General features: G+C 71.2%; 14 protein-coding genes. 3 read left to right on the forward strand and 11 right to left on the reverse strand.

Annotated features, from left to right (window positions below; all coding sequences use genetic code 11):
• Window positions 1-153: 153 nt before the first annotated feature.
• The 3 genes from FHR56_RS09480 to FHR56_RS09490 all read right to left on the reverse strand — a co-directional run bounded on the left by FHR56_RS09480 (window position 154) and on the right by FHR56_RS09490 (window position 6,261).
• Window positions 154-4,047 (reverse strand): YhdP family protein, encoded by a 3,894-nt coding sequence (locus FHR56_RS09480; RefSeq protein WP_160947979.1) that lies wholly within the window; start codon window positions 4,045-4,047, stop codon window positions 154-156.
• Between the two features lie 157 nt (window positions 4,048-4,204).
• A complete protein-coding gene (rng, locus tag FHR56_RS09485; RefSeq protein ID WP_010340444.1) occupies window positions 4,205-5,695 on the reverse strand; it encodes a ribonuclease G in 1,491 nt (496 codons plus the stop codon).
• The gene (locus FHR56_RS09490; RefSeq protein WP_160947980.1) at window positions 5,695-6,261 is read right to left on the reverse strand and encodes a Maf family nucleotide pyrophosphatase; all 567 of its coding nucleotides are present in this window, start codon (window positions 6,259-6,261) and stop codon (window positions 5,695-5,697) included. Before FHR56_RS09490 ends, rng begins: the two co-directional genes overlap by 1 nt.
• A gap of 132 nt (window positions 6,262-6,393) precedes the next feature.
• Here FHR56_RS09490 and FHR56_RS09495 point away from each other — a divergent pair, with 132 nt between their 5' ends.
• The 3 genes from FHR56_RS09495 to FHR56_RS09505 all read left to right on the forward strand — a co-directional run bounded on the left by FHR56_RS09495 (window position 6,394) and on the right by FHR56_RS09505 (window position 10,964).
• Window positions 6,394-7,131 carry an SIMPL domain-containing protein gene (locus FHR56_RS09495; protein ID WP_160947981.1) on the forward strand — a complete coding sequence of 246 codons (738 nt, stop codon included), beginning with the start codon at window positions 6,394-6,396 and terminating at the stop codon, window positions 7,129-7,131.
• A 236-nt stretch (window positions 7,132-7,367) separates the two neighbouring features.
• The gene (locus FHR56_RS09500; RefSeq protein WP_160947982.1) at window positions 7,368-8,039 is read left to right on the forward strand and encodes an energy transducer TonB; all 672 of its coding nucleotides are present in this window, start codon (window positions 7,368-7,370) and stop codon (window positions 8,037-8,039) included.
• A 162-nt stretch (window positions 8,040-8,201) separates the two neighbouring features.
• A complete protein-coding gene (locus FHR56_RS09505; protein ID WP_160947983.1) occupies window positions 8,202-10,964 on the forward strand; it encodes a TonB-dependent receptor in 2,763 nt (920 codons plus the stop codon).
• 142 nt (window positions 10,965-11,106) lie between these two features.
• Here FHR56_RS09505 and rlmH read toward each other — a convergent pair whose 3' ends face one another.
• The 8 genes from rlmH to FHR56_RS09545 all read right to left on the reverse strand — a co-directional run bounded on the left by rlmH (window position 11,107) and on the right by FHR56_RS09545 (window position 19,432).
• Window positions 11,107-11,577: a 23S rRNA (pseudouridine(1915)-N(3))-methyltransferase RlmH gene (gene rlmH, locus FHR56_RS09510; protein WP_160947984.1), complete on the reverse strand. Its 471-nt coding sequence runs from the start codon at window positions 11,575-11,577 to the stop codon at window positions 11,107-11,109.
• A gap of 22 nt (window positions 11,578-11,599) precedes the next feature.
• Window positions 11,600-12,754 (reverse strand): J domain-containing protein, encoded by a 1,155-nt coding sequence (locus tag FHR56_RS09515; protein ID WP_160947985.1) that lies wholly within the window; start codon window positions 12,752-12,754, stop codon window positions 11,600-11,602.
• Window positions 12,747-13,166 (reverse strand): ribosome silencing factor, encoded by a 420-nt coding sequence (gene rsfS / locus FHR56_RS09520; RefSeq protein ID WP_160947986.1) that lies wholly within the window; start codon window positions 13,164-13,166, stop codon window positions 12,747-12,749. The genes FHR56_RS09515 and rsfS overlap by 8 nt, the downstream gene beginning before the upstream one ends.
• A 56-nt stretch (window positions 13,167-13,222) precedes the next feature.
• A complete protein-coding gene (gene nadD / locus FHR56_RS09525; protein ID WP_160947987.1) occupies window positions 13,223-13,885 on the reverse strand; it encodes a nicotinate-nucleotide adenylyltransferase in 663 nt (220 codons plus the stop codon).
• Window positions 13,886-14,064: 179 nt separating this feature from the next.
• Window positions 14,065-15,099 carry a DNA polymerase III subunit delta gene (gene holA, locus FHR56_RS09530; RefSeq protein WP_160947988.1) on the reverse strand — a complete coding sequence of 345 codons (1,035 nt, stop codon included), beginning with the start codon at window positions 15,097-15,099 and terminating at the stop codon, window positions 14,065-14,067.
• A gap of 104 nt (window positions 15,100-15,203) precedes the next feature.
• On the reverse strand, window positions 15,204-15,818 hold the full coding sequence (gene lptE / locus FHR56_RS09535; protein WP_160947989.1) for an LPS assembly lipoprotein LptE: 615 nt from the start codon (window positions 15,816-15,818) through the stop codon (window positions 15,204-15,206).
• 124 nt (window positions 15,819-15,942) lie between these two features.
• Entirely contained in the window at window positions 15,943-18,585 is a 2,643-nt protein-coding gene (gene leuS / locus FHR56_RS09540) for a leucine--tRNA ligase (protein ID WP_160947990.1), read from the reverse strand.
• Window positions 18,586-18,808: 223 nt separating this feature from the next.
• Window positions 18,809-19,432, reverse strand: a complete 624-nt coding sequence (locus FHR56_RS09545; RefSeq protein ID WP_160947991.1) for a DUF998 domain-containing protein — start codon at window positions 19,430-19,432, stop codon at window positions 18,809-18,811.
• Window positions 19,433-19,491 lie beyond the last annotated feature (59 nt).

A 19,491-nucleotide genomic window follows, 5' to 3' on the forward strand; every position in this document is an offset into this window, starting at 1 on the left:
GCAAGCGGCGCGCGGCAGGAACGCGAATGACCAGCGCGCCGCGGGTCTCTGTGCCGTCACCCCAATCGCCTCGCAGGAGCGGCTTCAGCCGCGACGGGCCTTACCGGTAGCGCCCCATCGCGGCTGAAGTCGCTCCTACGGACGGCGCGCGATCTAGGGCGTACCCGACGGCGCCGGCGGCCGCGCCGATTCGCGCTCGATCACGTCCACCTTGGGATCCTTCCACGGTCCGGTGACCCGGTAGGTGCGCGCGCCGATATTGCCCAGCGGCTTGCCCAGCACCGCGTTGGCGGCGGCGCCGACCGCCGCGCCGACCGGCCCACCGGCGACCGCACCGACCACGGTCAGCAGATTGCCGGACTTGGGATTGACGTCGATGGTCTGGTCGAACTGCTGCGCGCGCAGATCCGCCTCGCCGCGCACCTTGATCTCGGCGGCCGGGCCATCGATGACCAGGTTGTCGCTGCGCGCCATCCCGTCGCCGAAGCGGATCTGGCCGTCGATGCGGTTGAAGGCGAAGCCCTTGGAGAAGAAGTCGCGGAAATCGAACATCAGCCGCCGCGGCAGCTGCGCCACGCTGAGCAGGCCGAGCACGCGCCCGGCGCCCGGGTTCAGCTCCAGCAACTGGCCGTTGCGCGCGGCCACGTCGAGCTGGCCCTGCACCGTGGCCAGCTGCAGGCCGGCCGGCGTGCCCGGCCAGGCCGCGCTGAGCTTCAACTGGCCTTCGCCGCCGCGCACCTGGCCACCGAAGTCCAGGTTCTGCATCAGCTCGCCCAGGTCGCGGCTGTCGACGTTGGCGTCGAGCTGGGTATGGGCGGTGGCGCCCTTGCCGCGCCAGTCGCCGCTGATGTCGATCTTCTGCTTGTCCGAGCGCAGGTGCAGTTGGTCCACCTGCATGCCGTCGGCGAGCTTGCGCGTGCGCAGCGAGGCCGCGCCGAGGGTGATCGCGCCGAAGCGCAGGTCGTCCACGTCCAGCGCCAGCGCCGGGATCGTGGCCGGATCCAGGCTGTCGGCGAACGGGCCGGCCGGAACCGGGCCGGCGCTGCCGGCGACGCCATTGTCGGCGGGCGTGGCGACCACCGCCGTCGGCGCGCCGGTCGCCGCCGGCAGCGTGGCCGTGGCCGAGCGCCAATGCACCCGCGCCAGGCGTCCGCCAAGCACGCCGCCGTCCTTGGTCGGCACGCTGAGGTCGCCGGCCAGGGCCGGGCCGTCCAGGTGCACGTCGATGCTGTCGGTCTGCGGCAGCAGGCGCAGGCGGGTGTTGTCGAACACCCCGCCCAGCAACAGCAGGTGGTCGGCGAGGATCTCGATGCGGCGCAGCGGCATCGGGTCTTCGCCGCCGTTGGCCGCGGCGGCGTTCGGATCGGGGCGGCTGACCACGCTGATCCAGTCGATGGCGTTCAGCGCTGCGGTGCGCCCGGTCACGACCAGGCCGCTGGCCGGCGGTTCGTCGGCGACATGATCGCTGCCCATCACCACGCGCACGCCGGTCTTGCCGCCCTGGCTGCGCGCCGCCAGCGCCATCAACTTGCCGAAGACCACCTCGATGCGGCCGCTGCCGACCGGCAGCGGCACGTTGACCGAGGTCGCCAGCGGCGTCGCCGGTGCCTTGTCCATCGGCGCCGGCATCAACAACTCGGTGCCGACCAGGTCCGAGCGCAGTTGCAGCCGGGTCGGCGGCTGCGCGCCGCCGTCGGGCGTCTTGGGCAGGCCCACGCCGATGTTCCAGCGCGAGCGGCCCTGCACGTAGGGTTTGAGCCAGGCCATTTCCGGCACCCGGTCGAGCAGTTCGTTGGCGTCCAGCGACGCGCTCAGCGCGGCCTCGAAGGCCTGCTGCGGATCCTGCACGCCATCGCCGGCCCGCAGCGCCAGTTCGCCCTGGTGGCCCTGGTAGGACACGCTCAGCTTCTGCGCGGCGAACCCGGTATCGCTGTAGTTGGCGCTGCCGCGCATGTCGTCGAAGGCCAGGTCCCAGCGCTTGTCGGCGATATGCGCGCCGAGCAGGTCGACCGTGCCGCGCAGGTGGTGGGTGCCGACGTCGGCCCGCAGCGGCTGCAGCAGATCGAAGGTGACGTCGGCCGGCCCCGAAGCGCTGAGCGCATCCAGGGTGTCGCCGTAGCGGGCGCGCAGCGGGCTCTGCCGCAGCATCGCCAGCAGCTTGCCGGTCTCGGCGCGGGTGCTGGCCAGCACACTGAGCTGTCCCTCCTTATAGTCGGGCAGCGCCGCGGACAGCTGCTCCACCGGCACCCCGCCCATGCTGCCGCGGCCGTGCACCTCGAAACCGTTGCCGATGAAGGCGACGCTGGCGTCCACATTCTCCACCGCCGGCCAGTCGTGCTGGAAGCGCACCTTGGCGTCCTCCAGCCGCGCGGTCGCCTCGAAGCGGCCGTTGTGGTCGGCGAACGGCCAGTCGTCCAGGTCGCCGGAGACCAGCGCATGGCCGTCGCGCAGGCGCCCGCCCTGCAGCGCGGCGTCGAGCCAGTCGGTGGCGGCCTTGCTCATCTTGGAGTGCACCCAGAACTTCTTCGCCGCCACCACCGGCGCGTCCTGCAGGTCGGCGGCCAGGTCGATCCACGGCCGCGAGCCGTCGTCCTGGAAGCGCAGCCCGCCGCGCACGTCGGCGCCATAATCGCTGCCCTGCACGCGCAGCCCCGGGGTCGCCACGCGCAGGCCGTCGCCGTCGCGGAAGGCGACGATGCGCCCGGCCAGTTGGACCTGGTGGACCACGCCGAAGCCGCTGGGCCAGTCGACCCGGACCGGGCTGCCGGCCTCCAGCGCCAGTTCGCCGGCCTGCGCATCTCCGTCGAAGCGGCCGCGCAGCCCGCTCACGCCGGGCGCGCCGCCGGCCGGCGCGAACGCCAGCTCGGCCAGGCGGCCCTGGCCGTACAGCGGGCCGCCGGGCACCCCGCTCACCGCCACCTGGGTCAGCTGCAGGCGCGGCTTCGCCACCGACAGCCAACTGCGCAGGCCGGGCGAGAGGCGGTCGCTGAGTCCGGCCACGGCGATCAGCGGCGCCACGTCGAGATGGTCGCCGAACAGGGCGTAACGGCGCCCGCCGGCCACGGTCAGCCCGTCCAGGCGTTGCAGCGGCTGCCCGGCCTGGCCGAACTGCAGCTGCGGCGCATCCAGCCGCCAGCCACCGTCGATCTGGCGCCAGCGCGCCTTCGCGCGGAAGGTGGTGAAGGCGAGTTGCGGCCGGGTGCGGCCGTCGGCCAGCGGCGCGCCGCGCAGGCGCAGTTCGCGCAGCGTCGCGTCGACGGTCACCCCGGCGACCCGGCGCTGCTGCAGGTCCAGCCAGGCCTGGACTTCGCCGACGCCGCCCTGCAGTTCGATGCCCGCCGCATGCAGCAGGCCGGCCCAGCCCGCCAGCTCCGCCGGCCGCACCGCCAGGTAGGCCTGGCCGTCGCCGCGGTGGCGGTCCAGGTCCAGCACCGCGGTCAGCGGCGCCTGTTGCAGATCGCTCCAGCCCTGCACGCCCACCTGCAGGCGCTCGCCGTTCACGCGCATCCGCAGGTCGATCTTCGGCACCTGCGCTTCCAGGCCCAGCGAGGGGGCGTGCACGCGCAGGCGGCCGTCGATGACCTGCAGCTCGCCCAGCCCTTCCAGCGCATCCAGCGGATCGCCGCCCTGCCCCGAGCTCGGCAGGCCCTGCACGTTCCAGTTGCCGTCGTCGCCGCGCAGCAGGGTCAGCGCCATGCCGCGCAGGCGCAGTTCGGTGAACGAGCGCCCCGGCAGCAGTCCCGCATACATCGACACCAGCACCTCGGCCTGGCCGATGCGCACGCCGTCGCCGGCGCCGATGCGCAGCCCGTCCAGGCGCAGCAGCGGGCCGCGCCGGGTCCAGGCCGTCTCCAGCCGGTCAAAGCGGATCGGCCGCCCGGCGCGCTCGCTCAACCACGCCGCCACCTGCTGCGGATGCCGCTCCACGAACGGCAGCGCCTGGCTCAGCGCCCCCACCACCAACGCCACGCACACCAGCGCGATCGCCACCGCGTAGAACGCGAAACGGCGAGCCAGGCGCAGGCGGCGGCGCAGGGGGGTATGCATCAGGGGCGGGGAATGGGGAATCGGGAATGGGGAGTCGCAACAGCAGCACGCGAACCGCTCATTGCCACGTGAAATTCGGCAAAGGAATCAGGGGATGCATCCGCACCGACAGCGCGCTCTTCCCCCATTCCCCATTCCCGAATCCCCACTCCCTGCCTCACAACAACACCACGTCGAACTGCTCCTGCAGGTATTGCTCGTCGGCCTGGAAGCGGATGGTCTTGCCGAGGAATTCCTCCAGCTCGGCCACAGCCGCCGATTCCTCGTCGGTGATGCGCGCCACCACCTTGGTCGAGGCGATCACCAGCAGACGCGCCGCGTCGAACTGGCGCACCGCGCGGGTGATCTCGCGGAAGATCTCGTAGGTCACCGTCTCGGCGGTCTTGATCGAGCCGCGCCCGCTGCATTCCGGGCACGGTTCGGACAACTGCCGCTCCAGGCTCTCCACGGTGCGCTTGCGGGTCATCTCCACCAGGCCCAGCGGCGAGAACTCGTACACCGTGGTCTTGGCGTGGTCGCGCGAGAGCGCCTTCTCCAGCGTGCGCAGCACCTGCCGGCGGTGCTCGGCGTCGTCCATGTCGATGAAGTCGATGATGATGATGCCGCCGAGGTTGCGCAGGCGCAGTTGCCGCGCCACCGCCTGCGCCGCCTCCAGGTTGGTGCGGAACACCGTCTCCTCGAGGTTGCGCTGGCCCAGGAACGAGCCGGTGTTGACGTCGATGGTGGTCATCGCCTCGGTCTGGTCGATGACCAGGTAGCCGCCGGACTTCAGCGGCACCTGCTTGTCCAGCGCACGGGCGATCTCGTCCTCGACCCCGTACAGGTCGAAGATCGGGCGGTCGCCGGTGTACAGCTCCAGGCGCTCGGCCAGCACCGGCATGTACTTGGCGACGAAGGCCTGCAGCCGCTCGAAGGTCTCGTGCGAATCGACCTTCACCTTCTCCACGTCCTTGCGGATCAGGTCGCGCACCGCGCGCAGCGGCAGGCTCAGGTCCTCGTAGATGATGCTGGCCGGGGCGCCGTCGCGGCCGCGCCGCTCGACCACGTTCCAGACCCGCGACAGGTAGGCGATGTCCTCGGCCAGCGCCTCGGCCGGCTGGCCCTCGGCATTGGTGCGGATGATGTAGCCGAAGCCGCCGTGGCTGGCGGCCAGGTCGGCGACCAGGGTCTTCAGGCGCTGCCGCTCGGCCTCGTCCTCGATCCGCGCCGACACCCCGATCACCCGCGACTGCGGCAGCAGCACCAGGTAGCGCGAGGGAATGCTGATCTGGGTGGTCAGCCGCGCGCCCTTACTGCCGATCGGGTCCTTGACCACCTGCACCACGATGTCCTGGCCGTCGCGCAGCAGTTCCACGATCGGCACCGCCGCCGACACCGGCAGCGGCGTCGCTTCCTCGGTGTCGCCGTTGCCGACCGGCGCCGGCCGCACCACGTCGTTGGCGTGCAGGAACGCGGCGCGCTCCAGCCCGACCTCGACGAAGGCCGCCTGCATGCCCGGCATCACCCGTTGCACCCGGCCCTTGTAGATGTTGCCGACCACGCCGCGGCGCCAGCCGCGCTCGATGTGCAGCTCCTGCAGCATGCCGTTCTCGATGACGGCCACCCGGGTCTCGCGTGGTGTGACGTTGACCAGGATCTCTTGCGACATCACAGCACTCCGAAGGTGCGCAGCAGGTGGTGGGTCTGGTGCAGGGGCAGGCCCATCACCCCGGAATAGCTGCCGTCGAGACGGCTGACGAAGCGCTCGGCGCCGCCCTGGATCGCATACGCGCCGGCCCGCCCCATCGGCTCGCCGCTGGCCACGTAGTCGGCGATGTCGCGCGCGGACAGGTCGGCGAAGGTCACCGCCGTGGGCACCAGCACCCGCTCCTCGCGGCCGGCGGCGACCAGCGCCACCGCGGTCATCGCCTGGTGGGTGCGTCCGGACAGGGCCGCCAGCATCGCCGCGGCGGCCTCGGCGTCGGCCGGCTTGCCGAAGACGCGGTCGTCCAGCACCACTTCGGTGTCGGCGCCGAGCACCACCGCGTCGGCGCTGTCGGCCAGCTGCGCCAGCCCGGCGCGGGCCTTGTCCAGCGCCACCCGGCGCACGTAGGCCTGCGCCGACTCGTCGGCCGCGCGCACTTCCGGCACCTCGAGATCGAGGATCCGGAACGGCACGCCGAGGCGGGTCAGCAGTTCGTTTCTGCGAGGGGAACGGGACGCGAGATACAGCATGGCCGAAGGATAACCCGAGCGGACTGGCTGAACGAACGCCGATGGCGCGACGATCGCTTCAACCCCGGCGAAGATCACGACGCGTTCATCGTCGCGGCAACACCCTCGCCCCATTCTTCAAGGAGAACACCGATGCGCGCATTGTCCGTCCGCCCGCTGCTGCTGGCCCTGTCCCTCGCCCTAGGAGGCACGATGACCGCCCATGCCCAATCCGCCGCGCCCGGCTACGCCGTGCCCGCCGACGGCACCCTGCTCAACATCGCCGCGCAGGCCGAGGCCAAGCGCACGCCCGACGTGGCGGCGATCTCGGCCGGCGTGGTCACCCAGGCCACCGACAGCGCCGCGGCGATGCGCCAGAACGCCGAGCAGATGACCAAGGTGCTGGCCGCGATCCGCACCGCCGGCATCGCCGACAAGGATGTGCAGACCAGCGGCGTCAGCCTCAACCCGCAGTACAAGTACGCCGAGAACCAGGCCCCGCAGATCATCGGCTACCAGGCCAGCAACTCGGTCAACCTCAAGGTGCGCGACATCGCCAAGCTCGGCAAGGTGCTCGACGCGCTGGCCGCGCAGGGCGCCAACCAGATCAACGGCCCCACCTTCGAGATCGACGATCCGGAACCGCTGTACGACCAGGCCCGGGTCGATGCACTGAAGAAGGCGCAGGCGCGCGCGCAGAGCTACGCCAAGGCGCTGGGCCTGCGCGTGCGGCGCATCGTCAGCATCTCCGAGGGCAGCGGTGGCGGCGTGCGTCCGCCGATGCCGATGATGCGCGCGATGGCGATGAAGGCCGAGGCCGACACCCCGGTGGCCGCGGGCGAAAGCAGCGTCTCGGTCAACCTGGACGTGGTGTTCGAACTGGGCAAGTAAGCCGGCGGCCCCGGCCACACCTCGCGACGGCGCCTGCGGGCGCCGTCGTCGTGTCCGGATCCGGCAGCACCGCCCTTCGCCACTGTGGCACTTGGCGCCGATCTCCGCCACCGCTTGCCAAAGCGCCCGCGACCGGCGCACTGTCGAAGCGCGGACCGGCGCCACGACCCCATCCGCCGCCCCCGTGCGTTTCCCCGTACCGCAGTCCACGACACTCCTATCGCAGAGGTGGATCCATGGTTCGCACGCAACTCCCCGCCCCGTCCTTCCGCATCGACCTGTCCCGGGTCCTGGCCTACAGCACCGCCATCGCCCTGCACCTGCTGGCCGCCCTCTTGCTGCTGCTTCCGCTCTCGCACGTGGCCGCGCCGCCGGAACCGGCGCAGGTGCAGCCGCGCTGGCAGCAACCCATGGTGATCCCGGTTACCCCGACGCCGCCGACACTGCCCACCGTCGAGAAACAGCTGCCGACCCAACCGCGCGCGCCCACCGCGGTGCCGGTGCCGACCCCGACACCGGCGGCGCTGGTCGACAGCAGCCCGGTGGCGCTGGACACCGCGCCCAGCGTCGACCCCACGCCCAGCATCGCCGCGCCCAGCCTGCCGCCGGCGAGCGTGGGCACACCGGTGGAAGGCATGCAGTTGCAGTACCTGCGGGCGCCGGCCCCGGCGTATCCGCGCGACGCGCTGCGCGAGCACCTCCAGGGCAGCGTGCTGCTGCGGGTGCTGGTCGGCACCGACGGGCAGCCGCTGCAAGTCATCGTCGAGAAGAGCAGCGGCCACCGGGCGCTCGACCTGGCCGCCCGCGATCAGGTGCTCAAGCGCTGGGCGTTCCAGCCAGCGCTGCAGAACGGCACGCCGGTGCAGGCGTACGGGCTGGTGCCGATCGATTTTTCGCTGGATCGCTGAGGCAACCGATGCGGCGGCCGGGGCAGCCTCGGTCGCTCGCGTTAGGCAAAAATTCACCTTTTGTTCACGATAGATACACCTAGATGGAAACCAGCCGATCGTCAAAACGTCGGCACTTTCGCCAGAAAGCCACAACCTGCGTTTCCAGTTAGGAGAGAAACTGTGAACACCCTGATCCAACGGCGTGCAACCCGCCGTTCCCTGCTGTGTGCCTCCGTTGCCGGCGTGCTCGCCGCCCTCGCAGGCCCTGCCGCCTTCGCCCAAGAAGCGGCCACCAGTCTCGACCGCATCACCGTCACCGGCTCCAACATCCCGCGCACCGATACCGAGACCCCGTCGCCGGTACAGGTGGTGACCCGCCAGGAAATCGACCGCACCGGCAAGACGTCGCTGGCCGAGTACCTGCAGACCCTGACCGCCGATGGCGCCGGCTCGATCCCCAAGAGCTTCGGCAACGGCTTCGCCGGCGGCGGCGCCGGCATCTCGCTGCGCGGCCTGGGCGCCGGTTCCACCCTGGTGCTGTTGAACGGCCGGCGCATGGCCACCTACGGCCTGGCCGACGACGGCCAGAAGGTCTTCACCGACCTTAGCACCATCCCGCTGGACGCGGTCGAGCGGGTCGAAGTGCTGAAGGACGGCGCCTCGGCGATCTACGGCTCCGACGCCATTGCCGGCGTGGTCAACATCATCCTGCGCAGCGACTTCCAGGGCGCGATCCTGCGCGGCTCCTACGGCATCTCCGGCGACGGCGATGGCGATGCGCGCAAGGCCACCCTGACCGCCGGCACCGGCGACCTCTCCAGCGACGGCTGGAACGCCTTCTTCAGCCTGGACGTGGGCAAGACCGACGCGATCAAGATCAGCGACCGCAAGGACCGCAAGTGGATCGGCACCGGCGACATCCGGCGCTGGGGCTACGCGGCGCAGGACGCGCAATTCCTCGGCGGCGCCTACCTCAGCGGCGGCACCGCCGGCGGCACCGGCCCCAACGGCTCGGTGTTCAACACCGCCGGACAACTGGTGGCGCTCCCCGGCTGCGCCGGCCTGACCACCATCCCCGGCCAGAGCGACGCCACCGCGCAGGCGCAGGGCTGCCTGTGGGATCCGGCCCAGCAGTTCCGCGACCTGGCGCCGGAAGAGAAGTACGTCAACGTGTTCGGCCGCGCCAGCTTCGCCTTCGGCGAAGGCGGCGAGATCTACACCGAGATCGGCTACTCGAAGAAGAACACCGTGTTCTCCAACACCCCGTCGGCCGTGTCCGGCGGCTGGGGCTACCCAGGCGGCCCGGTCAACGCCAACAGCGGCGCCGGCGCCACCGTGCTCTACGCCGGTCATCCGGACAATCCGCTGCCCTACGCCGCGCGCCTGCGCTACAGCGCCTGGGACGTGGGCCCGCGGGTGACCGACAACACCAACGAGTTCAACCGCTTCCTGGTCGGCGTGAAGGGCAACTGGGGCGACTGGAGCTACGACACCGGCTACCTGCACTCGGGTACCGACCTGGTCAACAAGCGCACCGGCTTCCTGCGCTACAGCGCGGTGCGCTGCGTGCTGGGCAACCCGGCCTGCCCGGCCGGCACCTGGCGCATCGGCGACAATGCCAATCTGAACTCGCAGGCGCTGTACGACTACATCTCGCCGACCATCAGTGCGCGCGCCAAGTCCGAACTGGACATGTTCGACTTCAACGTCTCGCGCAGCCTGGCCGATCTCAAGGGCGGCCCGCTGGGCCTGGCGTTCGGCGCCGAATGGCGCAAGACCAGCAATAGCCTGACCCCGCAGACCTACACCGACGTCGGCGACATCATCGGCCTGGGCTACTCGGCCTACGACGGCACCCAGAACGTCTACGCCGCCCACGTCGAGCTGTCGGCGCCGGTGCTGGAGCAACTGGAACTGTCCGCGGCGCTGCGCTACGACAAGTACGACGGCGGCGACGGCAAGGCCACGCCGAAGTTCGGCGTGAAGTGGACCCCGGCCGACTGGATCGCGCTGCGCGCCAGCTACGCCGAGGGCTTCCGCGCGCCCAACCCGGCCGAGAACGGCGACGGCGGCCTGGCCGCGTTCTCCAACGCCCGCGATCCGGTGCGCTGCGCGATCGATCCGGCCAACGAGTGCACCGCGCGCTCGGTCGCGATCATCACCCGCCCGAACCCGGCGCTGAAGCCCGAGGAATCCAAGAGCTACTCGGTGGGCTTCGTGCTGCAACCGACCTCGACCACCTCGCTGACCGTGGACGGCTGGGAGATCAAGCGCACCAACGAGATCGCCCAGGGCAGCACCGCCGACGCGATCGCCGCCGGCAACGTCCTGCGCGACAGCAACAACATCGGCGGCGTGCCGAACAGCGGCACCATCCTGGCGGTCAACACCGGCTACGTGAACGCGAACTCCTCGCGCGTGCGCGGCATCGACACCGACATCCGCCAGACCTTCGCGATCGGTCCCGGCCAGCTGGAGCTGGACGCGCAGTGGAGCCACCTGCTCAAGTTCGAGCGCACCGAAGGCGACACCACGGTCGACTACGTGGGCACGCACGGCAACTGCGACGTGACCAACTGCATCGGCACGCCGCAGGACCGCATCAACTTCGGCACGACCTGGAAGCAGGGCACCTGGAGCGTGAGCGGCGTGGTCAACTACATCGACAGCATCGAGAACAAGGATCGCCGCGGCGGCGACTACCAGGCGTTCTACGCCGACGGTACACCGGTCAAGAAGATCGCCTCGTTCACCACCTTCGATCTGTCGGGCCGCTGGAACATCACCGAAGCCTTCGAACTGAACGCCTCGGTGCAGAACGTGTTCGACCGGATCGCCCCGCTGGATCCGACCACCTACGGTGCGGTCAACTACAACCCGCTGCACTTCAGCGGTGCGGTCGGCCGCTACTTCACGGTGGGCGCGAAGTACACGTTCAACTGATCGCGAACGTCGCACTGCAGTCGCAACGAAAAGCCCGGGCGAGAGCCCGGGCTTTTTTTATGGGACCTCCGCGCACGACGTTGCCGTGCACGCACGCATGCCACCGCGCGCGCTTTACCAGGCCGCGATCAGCGATCAGCGATCAGGCGCGATGATAGGGGTGATTGGCCAGCATCGCCGCGGCGCGGTAGAGCTGCTCGGCCACCACCAGCCGCACCAGCATGTGCGGCAGGGTCAGCGGCCCCAGCGACCAGGATTCGCTGGCGACCGCCAGCACCTCCTGCGAATGGCCTTCGGGCCCGCCGATCAGGAACGCCAGGTCGCGCCCCTGCCCGCGCCAGTGCTCCATGCGCTGCGCCAGTTGCTCGGAGCTGTGTTGCTTGCCGGGCACGTCCAGCGCCACCACCAGCGCGTTCTTCGGCAGCGCCGCCAGCACCCGGCGCCCTTCGTCCTCGATCGCGCGCTGCGCATCGCGGCCCTTGCCGCGCATGCCGGGTTCGATCTCGACCAGCTCCAGCGGCAGCCAGTGCGAGAGCCGCTTGCGGTACTCGGCGAACCCCTGCGCCACCCAGGCCGGGGCGCGCTCGCCGGTGGCGATGAGGCGCGCCTTCATGGCGCCGACCGCCGCGCGCGCATCATCCGCGCTCCGCCACGCAAGCAGCCGCGGCGGCGTCCTGCGCCTCGCGCGCCGCACGCTGCTGGCGCAGCCACTGCTTGAGCGTGGACGGCTGCTGCAGCGCGCGCCGGTCCTCCTCGCAATACGCGATCTCGTCCTGCAACTGGCGCTTGATCTGCGCCATCAGCGCATCCAGGCGCCGCGGCTGCGGGCGGCGCTCCAGGGCCAGCCCGTAGTCGGCCACGAACGCATCGACCACCTGCGCCAGCTCCCGCTCGACCTGCTGCAGTTGCGTGGCGAACATCGCGGCGTAGTCGCCGATCCGCTCCTCGGCCATGGACGCGATTCCGGCGTGGTCCAACTGACCGATCTCAAGTTGCAGTTCCAGCAGGCCCAGCAGATCGTCCTGGCGGTAGACGCGGTTGAGTTCCTGCATCAGCGCGGTCTTGCGTTCGCGTTGCCGCGCATCGGGCTCGCGGTCCGGATGCAGCGCCGCGACCAGGCTGCGGTACAGCGCGCGCCGTGCCTGCTGCGGATCGAACTCGCTCGCGGCCGCCGGGCCCGCGCCGGCGCGGCGGCGCTTGGCATGCCGTTGCGCGCGCCCGTCCGCATGCGCCCGCTGCTGGTGCTGGCGCTGCTGCAGTTGCGCGTACAGCGCTTCCGGGGACGGCAGGTGCTGCAGTTCTTCGACGGTCAGGCCGAACTCCGCGGCGAGCGCCGCCTGCATCGCGGCGTCCTGCATGACGTCGCCGCCCTCACCTTGCGCGCCGCGGTGGCGCGCATGGATCGGCTTCAGCGCGTCGAACCCGGGTTGCTCCAGCAGCGGCGCGGCCAGCGCGCAGAGCGTCTCGGACAAGTCCGCACGCTCGCGCTTGCCCAGCTTGTGTGCGGCATGCGCAGCGTCCAGATCCTGCACCAGCTGCGCCTGCGCGGCGTCGCGCGCCTGCAGCAGAGGCTCGACCTGCGCATGGAAACGCTGTTCCCAGCGCGGCAGCGCCTCGCGCCAGTCGCGCAATTCCAGCCGGGTCCGCTCCAGGCGCTCGATCAGTGCATCGAAGCGCTTGCGCGCCGGGGTGGCCAGCGGCTGTGCGGCGGTGTCGGCCGCGGCGCGGAGCCGTGCGGACGGCGCAAGGTCGGACGCGGCCGCCGGCGCGCCGGCCTGGCGCTTAGGCATCGCGTGCCGGGTCGTCGCCGTCGTCGTCGCCCGGCGGCTGGTCGCCAACCGTCCACAGCCGCTCCAGCGCATAGAACTCGCGCACCCGCGGCAGCATCACGTGCACCACCACGTCGCCGAGATCGACCAGCACCCACTCGGCCTCGCGCTCGCCTTCCACGCCCAGCGGCATCACGTCCAGGCGCTTGGCGTACTTGATGACTTCGTCGGCGATCGACTTGACGTGGCGGGTGGAGGTACCGGAGACGATGACCAGGTAGTCGGTGACGCTGGACTTGCCGCGCACGTCGATTTCCGCCACGTCCTTGGCCTTGAGTTCCTCGACTGCCTCGCGGACATGGGCGAGCAGGACCGGCAGCGGCGGCGGCGGATTGGGGACTTGGGTCTTGATGACGTGGGCTTGACTGGACAAAGCGGCGAACTCGATGGAATGGGGCGAATTATAGGCGACCCCGGCACGGCGCGTATTCAGCCGGCGCGGGCGGCGCCGGAGGCATACAGGCCATGGTCGCGGATGTAGGCGGCCACCGGTGCCGGCAACAAGGCCGGCCAGTCCTCGCCGGCGGCGATGCGCGCGCGCACCAGGCTGGCCGATTCGCTGCGCAGCGGCTGCCGCAGGCACCACAGCCGGCCGCCCGGCGCCCGGGTCAGCGCCTGCGGCGTGTCGGCCCAGCGTCCGGCCACCGCCTGCGCCAGTTCCGCCGGCACCGCCCGCTCCCAGCCGCTGCCGGCGCGGTCGGCGACGATCAGGTGCGCGGCCTCGAGCAGCGCCCGCCACTCGCGCCAGCCGTTGAAGCCGACGAAGCTGTCGCTGCCGATCAGCAGCGCCAGCGGCGCCTCGGCACCGAGTTCGCCGCGCAGTTCGCGCACCGTGTCGATGCTGTAGGACGCCACGCCCGGCCGGGCCTGCGCGCGGTGCAGTTCGTGCAGGTCCAGCACCAGCCCCGGCGTGTCGGCGATCGCCAGCGCCAGCATCGCGCAGCGCTGCTGCGCATCGGCCCCGGGCGCCGGCCGATGCGGCGGATCGGCCGCCGGCATCAGCCGCACCGGCACCCCGAACGCATCCCGCGCCGCCCGCGCGATCGCCAGGTGGCCGTTGTGGATGGGATCGAAGGTGCCGCCGTAGAGCAAGTGGAGCCGGGACTCAGGACGATGCCGAGACCCGGGACCCGGGACCCGGGACCCGGAAGAGCAGGAAATCGGCGACGAGACGGAATCCGAAGAAGAACCAAGGTCGGATGCAGTGCTGCCCACGCTCGCAGTGAACTCGCTTTCCCGGGCCCCGGGTCCCGGGTCCCGACTCCCGGCGTTCATACCACCAACAACCGCACCGCCCGCGCCTCGGCGATCGCCAGCAGCAGGCGCTCCAGCGCGATCCAGGCGTCGCCATCGGCGCGGCCCTTGGCGATGCGGTCGATGCGGCCGGCCTCGGCGGCGAAACGCTCCCAGCGGCGCGGTTCGGCATGCCGCTGCAGGGCGCGCTTGAACGGCGCCTGCCGCGACTCCCAGATGCCCTGCCCCTTCATCTCCGCGGCCAGGTTGCCGCCGGCCGCCTGCACCTTGGCCAGCGCGGCGGTGCGCAGCAGTTCCTTGATCAGGATCGGCAGCAGCGCGGCCACTGCCTCGCCCTCGGCGCGCAGGCCGGCGAGCATGCGCCGCACCGCCGGCGCCTGTCCGCCGAGCGTGGCCTCGGCCAGGCGGAACACGTCGTAGCGCGCAGCATCGGCGACCAGCGACTCCATCGCCGCCACGTCCAGGCCCTGGCCGTCGGCCAGCAGGGCCAGCTTGTCGATCTCCTGCGCCGCCGCCAGCAGGTTGCCTTCCACCCGCTCGGCCAGGCGTTGCACCGCGCCGGCGTCGGCGCGCAGGCCCTTGCTGCGCAGGCGCCGCTCGATCCAGTCGCCCAGTTCGTGCGGCTTGATCGCCCAGGCCACGGCGATGGTGCCGATGCGGCCGACGGCGTCGGCCCATTTGCCCTGGTGCGCCTTGCTCCACTCGTTGCAGGTGATCAGCAGCACCACGTCCGGCGGCGGGTGGGCGCAGAACGCGCTGATGACCTCGCCGCCCTCCTTGCCGGGCTTGCCGCTGGGCAGGCGCAGCTCGATCAGCCGTTGCGCGCTGAACAGGCTGGGCGCGTTGAAACTGGAATACAGCTGGCCCCAGTCGAAGTCGCGGCCATCGGCGTCGAACACCTCGCGCTCGCTGATGCCGGCGGCGCGCGCGCGGGCGCGCACCGCGTCGGCGGCCTCGAGCACGCGCAGGGTTTCCGGACCGGCGATCAGGTAGACCGGCTGCAGCGGCTGCGAGGCCGGCTGGGTGGCGAGTTGTTCGGGGCGCAGTTCCATGGCGACAGCCTACGCCATCGCCGCGGCGGACTGCGGCGGACGCGTCGCCTCCGCGCCGGGCGACGCGGACACCGCGCGCGGCGACGGCGGCAGCGGACGCGCGCTCAAGGCTGCGGCGTGGTCGCCGGCTTGCCGTCGGCCGGCGTGGCGTCGGCCGGCTTGCCCTGCACAGGCGTGCCGTCGGTCGACGGCGGCGCGGCGTTGACGTCCTTGCCGTCGCGCACCTGGGCGCGCACCACGCTGTCGATCCGACGCAGCATCGAGGCCGACATCTCGCGGCGCAGTTCGTCGGCCAGGATCTCGCGCTCGGTGGAGGTACCGGTGGCGTCGGTCGGTGGCGACACGTAGTCGCGCGACAGTTCGATCACCTGCTGCGGCACCAGCACGCTGCCGTCGGCGCGGCGGAACACGAAGATCGCCGCGTAGCGCAGGCTGTATTCCTGGGCGCGGCCTTCGGCGTCGAGCGCGATCGGCAGGTCGCCCCAGCGCTCGGACAGCACTTCCAGGCGGGCCACGCCGGTGTTGACGTCCTTGGGCGCGATCTGCGCGCCGGCGGCGCGCAGGCCGCGCTCGAGCAGCTTGGCCAGTTCGCTGTACGGCGCCGAGGACACCACCTTCACCGACGGCGTGTCGGCCGGCAGGGTCAGCTTGTTGCGCAGGTGGAAACCGCAGGCGGTCAGGGACGCCGCGAAGACGAGAGCGAGCAGGAGTCGGGTCATGGACACAGTCTGGAGGAGCCGGCTGGGTGCGGCAACAGGCGGCTAGCCTGCCGTACGCCGCGTGAACGCGGGTTGAGACCTGCCGCGCCGCGCGGCCGCGGCGCGGCCGATGCGGCGCGCCGGCTCACGCCGCCACCAGGTTCACGATCTTGCCCGGCACGATGATGATCTTGCGGATGCTCAGCCCTTCCAGGAACTTGGCCGCATTCGGCTCGGCCTGGGCCAGCGCCTCGATCTGCTCGCGCGGGGTGTCGGCACCGACCTCGATGGTGCCGCGCAGCTTGCCGTTGACCTGCACCGCCAGGGTCACCGCGTCGCGCACCAGCGCGGCCGGGTCCGGCTGCGGGAACGGTACGTCTTCCAGCAGCGTCGGTGCATGGCCCAGCGCCTGCCACAGCGCGTGGCTGGCATGCGGGGTGATCGGGTTGAGCAGCAGCACCGCCGCTTCCAGCGCTTCCTGACGCACCGCGCGGCCCTGCGCGCTGGCGTCGTCGAACTTGGCCAGCGCGTTGGTCAGTTCCATCACCGCGGCGATGGCGGTGTTGAAGCTGTGGCGGCGGCCGTAGTCGTCGGCGACCTTGCCGATGGTCTCGTGGGTCTTGCGCCGCAGCGCCTTGTGCTCGGCGTCCAGCGCGGCGGGGTCCAACGCCGGGGCGGCGCCGTCGGCGGCGTGCTTGTGCACCTGCGCCCACAACCGGCGCAGGAACCGCGCCATGCCGTCCACGCCCGCCTCGTTCCACTCCAGCGACTGCTCCGGCGGCGCGGCGAACATCGAGAACAGGCGCACCGTGTCGGCGCCGTACTTGCCGACCATGGCCTGCGGATCGACGCCGTTGTTCTTGGACTTGGACATCTTCTCGGTGCCGCCGATCAGCACCGGCTGGCCGTCGCCCTTGTGCACCGCGCCGATCACCCGCGCCTTGTCGTCGCGCTGCACGTCCACGTCGGCCGGATTGATCCAGTCCTTGGAGCCGTCCGGGTTCTGCCGGTAGAAGGTCTCGGCGATCACCATGCCCTGGGTCAGCAGGTTGGTCGCCGGCTCGTCGCTGTCCACCAGGCGCGCGTCGCGCAGCAGCTTGTGGAAGAAGCGGAAGTACATCAGGTGCAGGATCGCGTGCTCGATGCCGCCGATGTACTGGTCCACCGGCAGCCAGTAGTTGCCGCGCTTGTCGACCATGTCCTTGGCGCCGGGCGAGGTGTAGCGCGCGTAGTACCAGCTCGACTCCATGAAGGTGTCGAAGGTGTCCGTCTCGCGCTCGGCCGCCGCGCCGCACTGCGGGCAGGTGGTCTTGCGCCATTCCGGGTCGGTCTTCAGCGGCGAGCCGGTGCCGCTCAGCGCCACGTTCTCCGGCAGCAGCACCGGCAGCTGGTCTTCCGGCACCGGCACCGCGCCACAGCTTTGGCAATAGATCACCGGGATCGGGCAGCCCCAGTAGCGCTGGCGGCTGACGCCCCAGTCGCGCAGGCGGTAGTTGACCCGGCGCTGGCCCTGGCCCTTGCGCTCGAAGCGCTCGGCCAGCGCCTCGAACGCGCCCTGGAAGTCCAGCCCGTCGAACTCGGCGGAATTGACCAGTTCCAGCTCACGGGTCTTGTCGCCGTACCAGTCCTGCCAACGGCTCGGATCGTAGTGGCGCTCGTCGTCGTGCTTGGGCGCCTTCAGCGCGATCACCTGGCGGATCGGCAGGGCGTACTTGCTGGCGAATTCGAAATCGCGCTGGTCGTGGCCGGGGACCGCCATCACCGCGCCGGTGCCGTAGCCCATCAGCACGAAGTTGGCGACCCACACCGGCACCTGCTCGCCGCTGATCGGATGCACCGCGGTCAGGCCGGTGTCCATGCCGCGCTTTTCCTGGGTTTCCAGTTCCGCCTCGGAGACGCCGCCCTGCTTCAGCTCGGCCAGCAGCGCGGCCAGCTGCGGATTGGACTTGGCCGCGTGCAGCGCCAGCGGATGCTCGCTGGCGATGGACACGAAGGTCACGCCCATCAGCGTGTCCGGGCGCGTGGTGAACACGCGCAGCGGGTCCAGCGCGCTGCCGTCGGCGTCGCGCACGTCGAACTGGATCTCCAGGCCCTCGGAACGGCCGATCCAGTTGCGCTGCATGGTCTTGACCGACTCCGGCCAGCCCGGCAGCTGGTCCAGGCCGTCCAGCAATTCCTGCGCGTAGTCGGTGATGCGCAGGAACCACTGCGGGATCTCGCGCTTTTCCACCAGCGCGCCGGAGCGCCAGCCGCGGCCGTCGATGACCTGCTCGTTGGCCAGCACGGTCTGGTCGATCGGGTCCCAGTTCACCACCGCGTTGCGGCGGTAGGCCAGGCCCTTGCGCATCAGCCGGGTGAACATGCGCTGCTCGTGCACGTAGTACTCGGGCCGGCAGGTGGCGAACTCGCGCGACCAGTCGATGGCGTAGCCCAGCGACTTGAGCTGGCTGCGCATGTGGTCGATGTTGGCGTAGGTCCACTTCGCCGGCGCGGTCTTGTTCTTGATCGCCGCGTTCTCGGCCGGCAGGCCGAACGCGTCCCAGCCCATCGGCTGCAGCACGTTCTTGCCGATCATGCGCTGGTAGCGGCTGATCACGTCGCCGATGGTGTAGTTGCGCACGTGGCCCATGTGCAGCGCCCCGGACGGGTACGGCAGCATCGACAGGCAGTAGAACTTGGGCTTGTCGGAGGTCTCGTCGACCTCGAAGGCGCGGGTGGCGTCCCAGAACTGCTGGGCGGACGATTCGACCTGCTGCGGGTCGTAGGCGGTGGGCTCGACGGCGGACATGGAAACGGGCAAGGGCCAGGCGGCAACAAAGCAGCCAAGGGTACCGTAGCGCGGCAAGCCGCTCCAATCCCGGCGACGGACGGCAACGGCGCGCACCGCCCCCTGCGCGCACGGTAGGCGCGGGGAACCGCGGCTGCAGTGGCTTCGGCGCCGTGGGCGAGCACGGCGGGCCTCGGCCATAGCACGGCACGCCGCGCCGACCGAGTGCGCAAGGCCCGCGGGGTCAGCCGCGGTGCGCGACCGCCTGCGGTCCCGGCCAGCAGGCCAGCAACGCCAGCCAGCCCCACCACAGCAGGAACACCAGCCGCTGCGCCAGTGCCGGCGACAGCAACCGGTCCAGCGCGAACGCCCCCAGCGCCACCAGCAGCGCCATCCCCAACGCCAGCGCGGCCCAGCCGCGCGCGGCGGGATCGCGGCGCGCGCCCAGCCCCAGCAGGGCCGCGGCCGCCACCAGCGCCACCACCCACAGCAGCCAGGCGCTGGCATGCAACTGGGTCGCGCGCGCCTCCAGGTCGGTCGGGTCCAGCGGCAACAGGCCCATGCCGGCGAAAGCCAGCCCCGCCAACAGCAGCAGTTGCCCGCCGACCCGCAGCGACCAGGGCGCGTGGCGGCCGGCGCGGCGCAGCAGCCGCAGCGCCAGTGCCAGGGCCAGGCATCCGGGCAGCACGAACGCCAGCAGATTGAACGCCCAGGCATGCGGAATGCCGCGCGCACCGAGCAGGGCCAGCGGATGCGACCACGGCAGATATCCGGGCAGCACCGCGCCGAAGCCCAGCATCGCCGCCACCGCAGCCACCGCCAGCAGCGGCCCGACCCAGCGCATCACCCGTTCGCTCACCTCGCCCATCCGCCACCGTCCTTTCGCGCCGCCATGGCGCCTGCAGCCGCACATTGTCGCCGCTGCGG

Origin of the sequence: Xanthomonas sp. F10 (assembly GCF_014206815.1) — a bacterium.
Classification (GTDB): Bacteria; Pseudomonadota; Gammaproteobacteria; order Xanthomonadales; family Xanthomonadaceae; genus Xanthomonas_A; species Xanthomonas_A indica.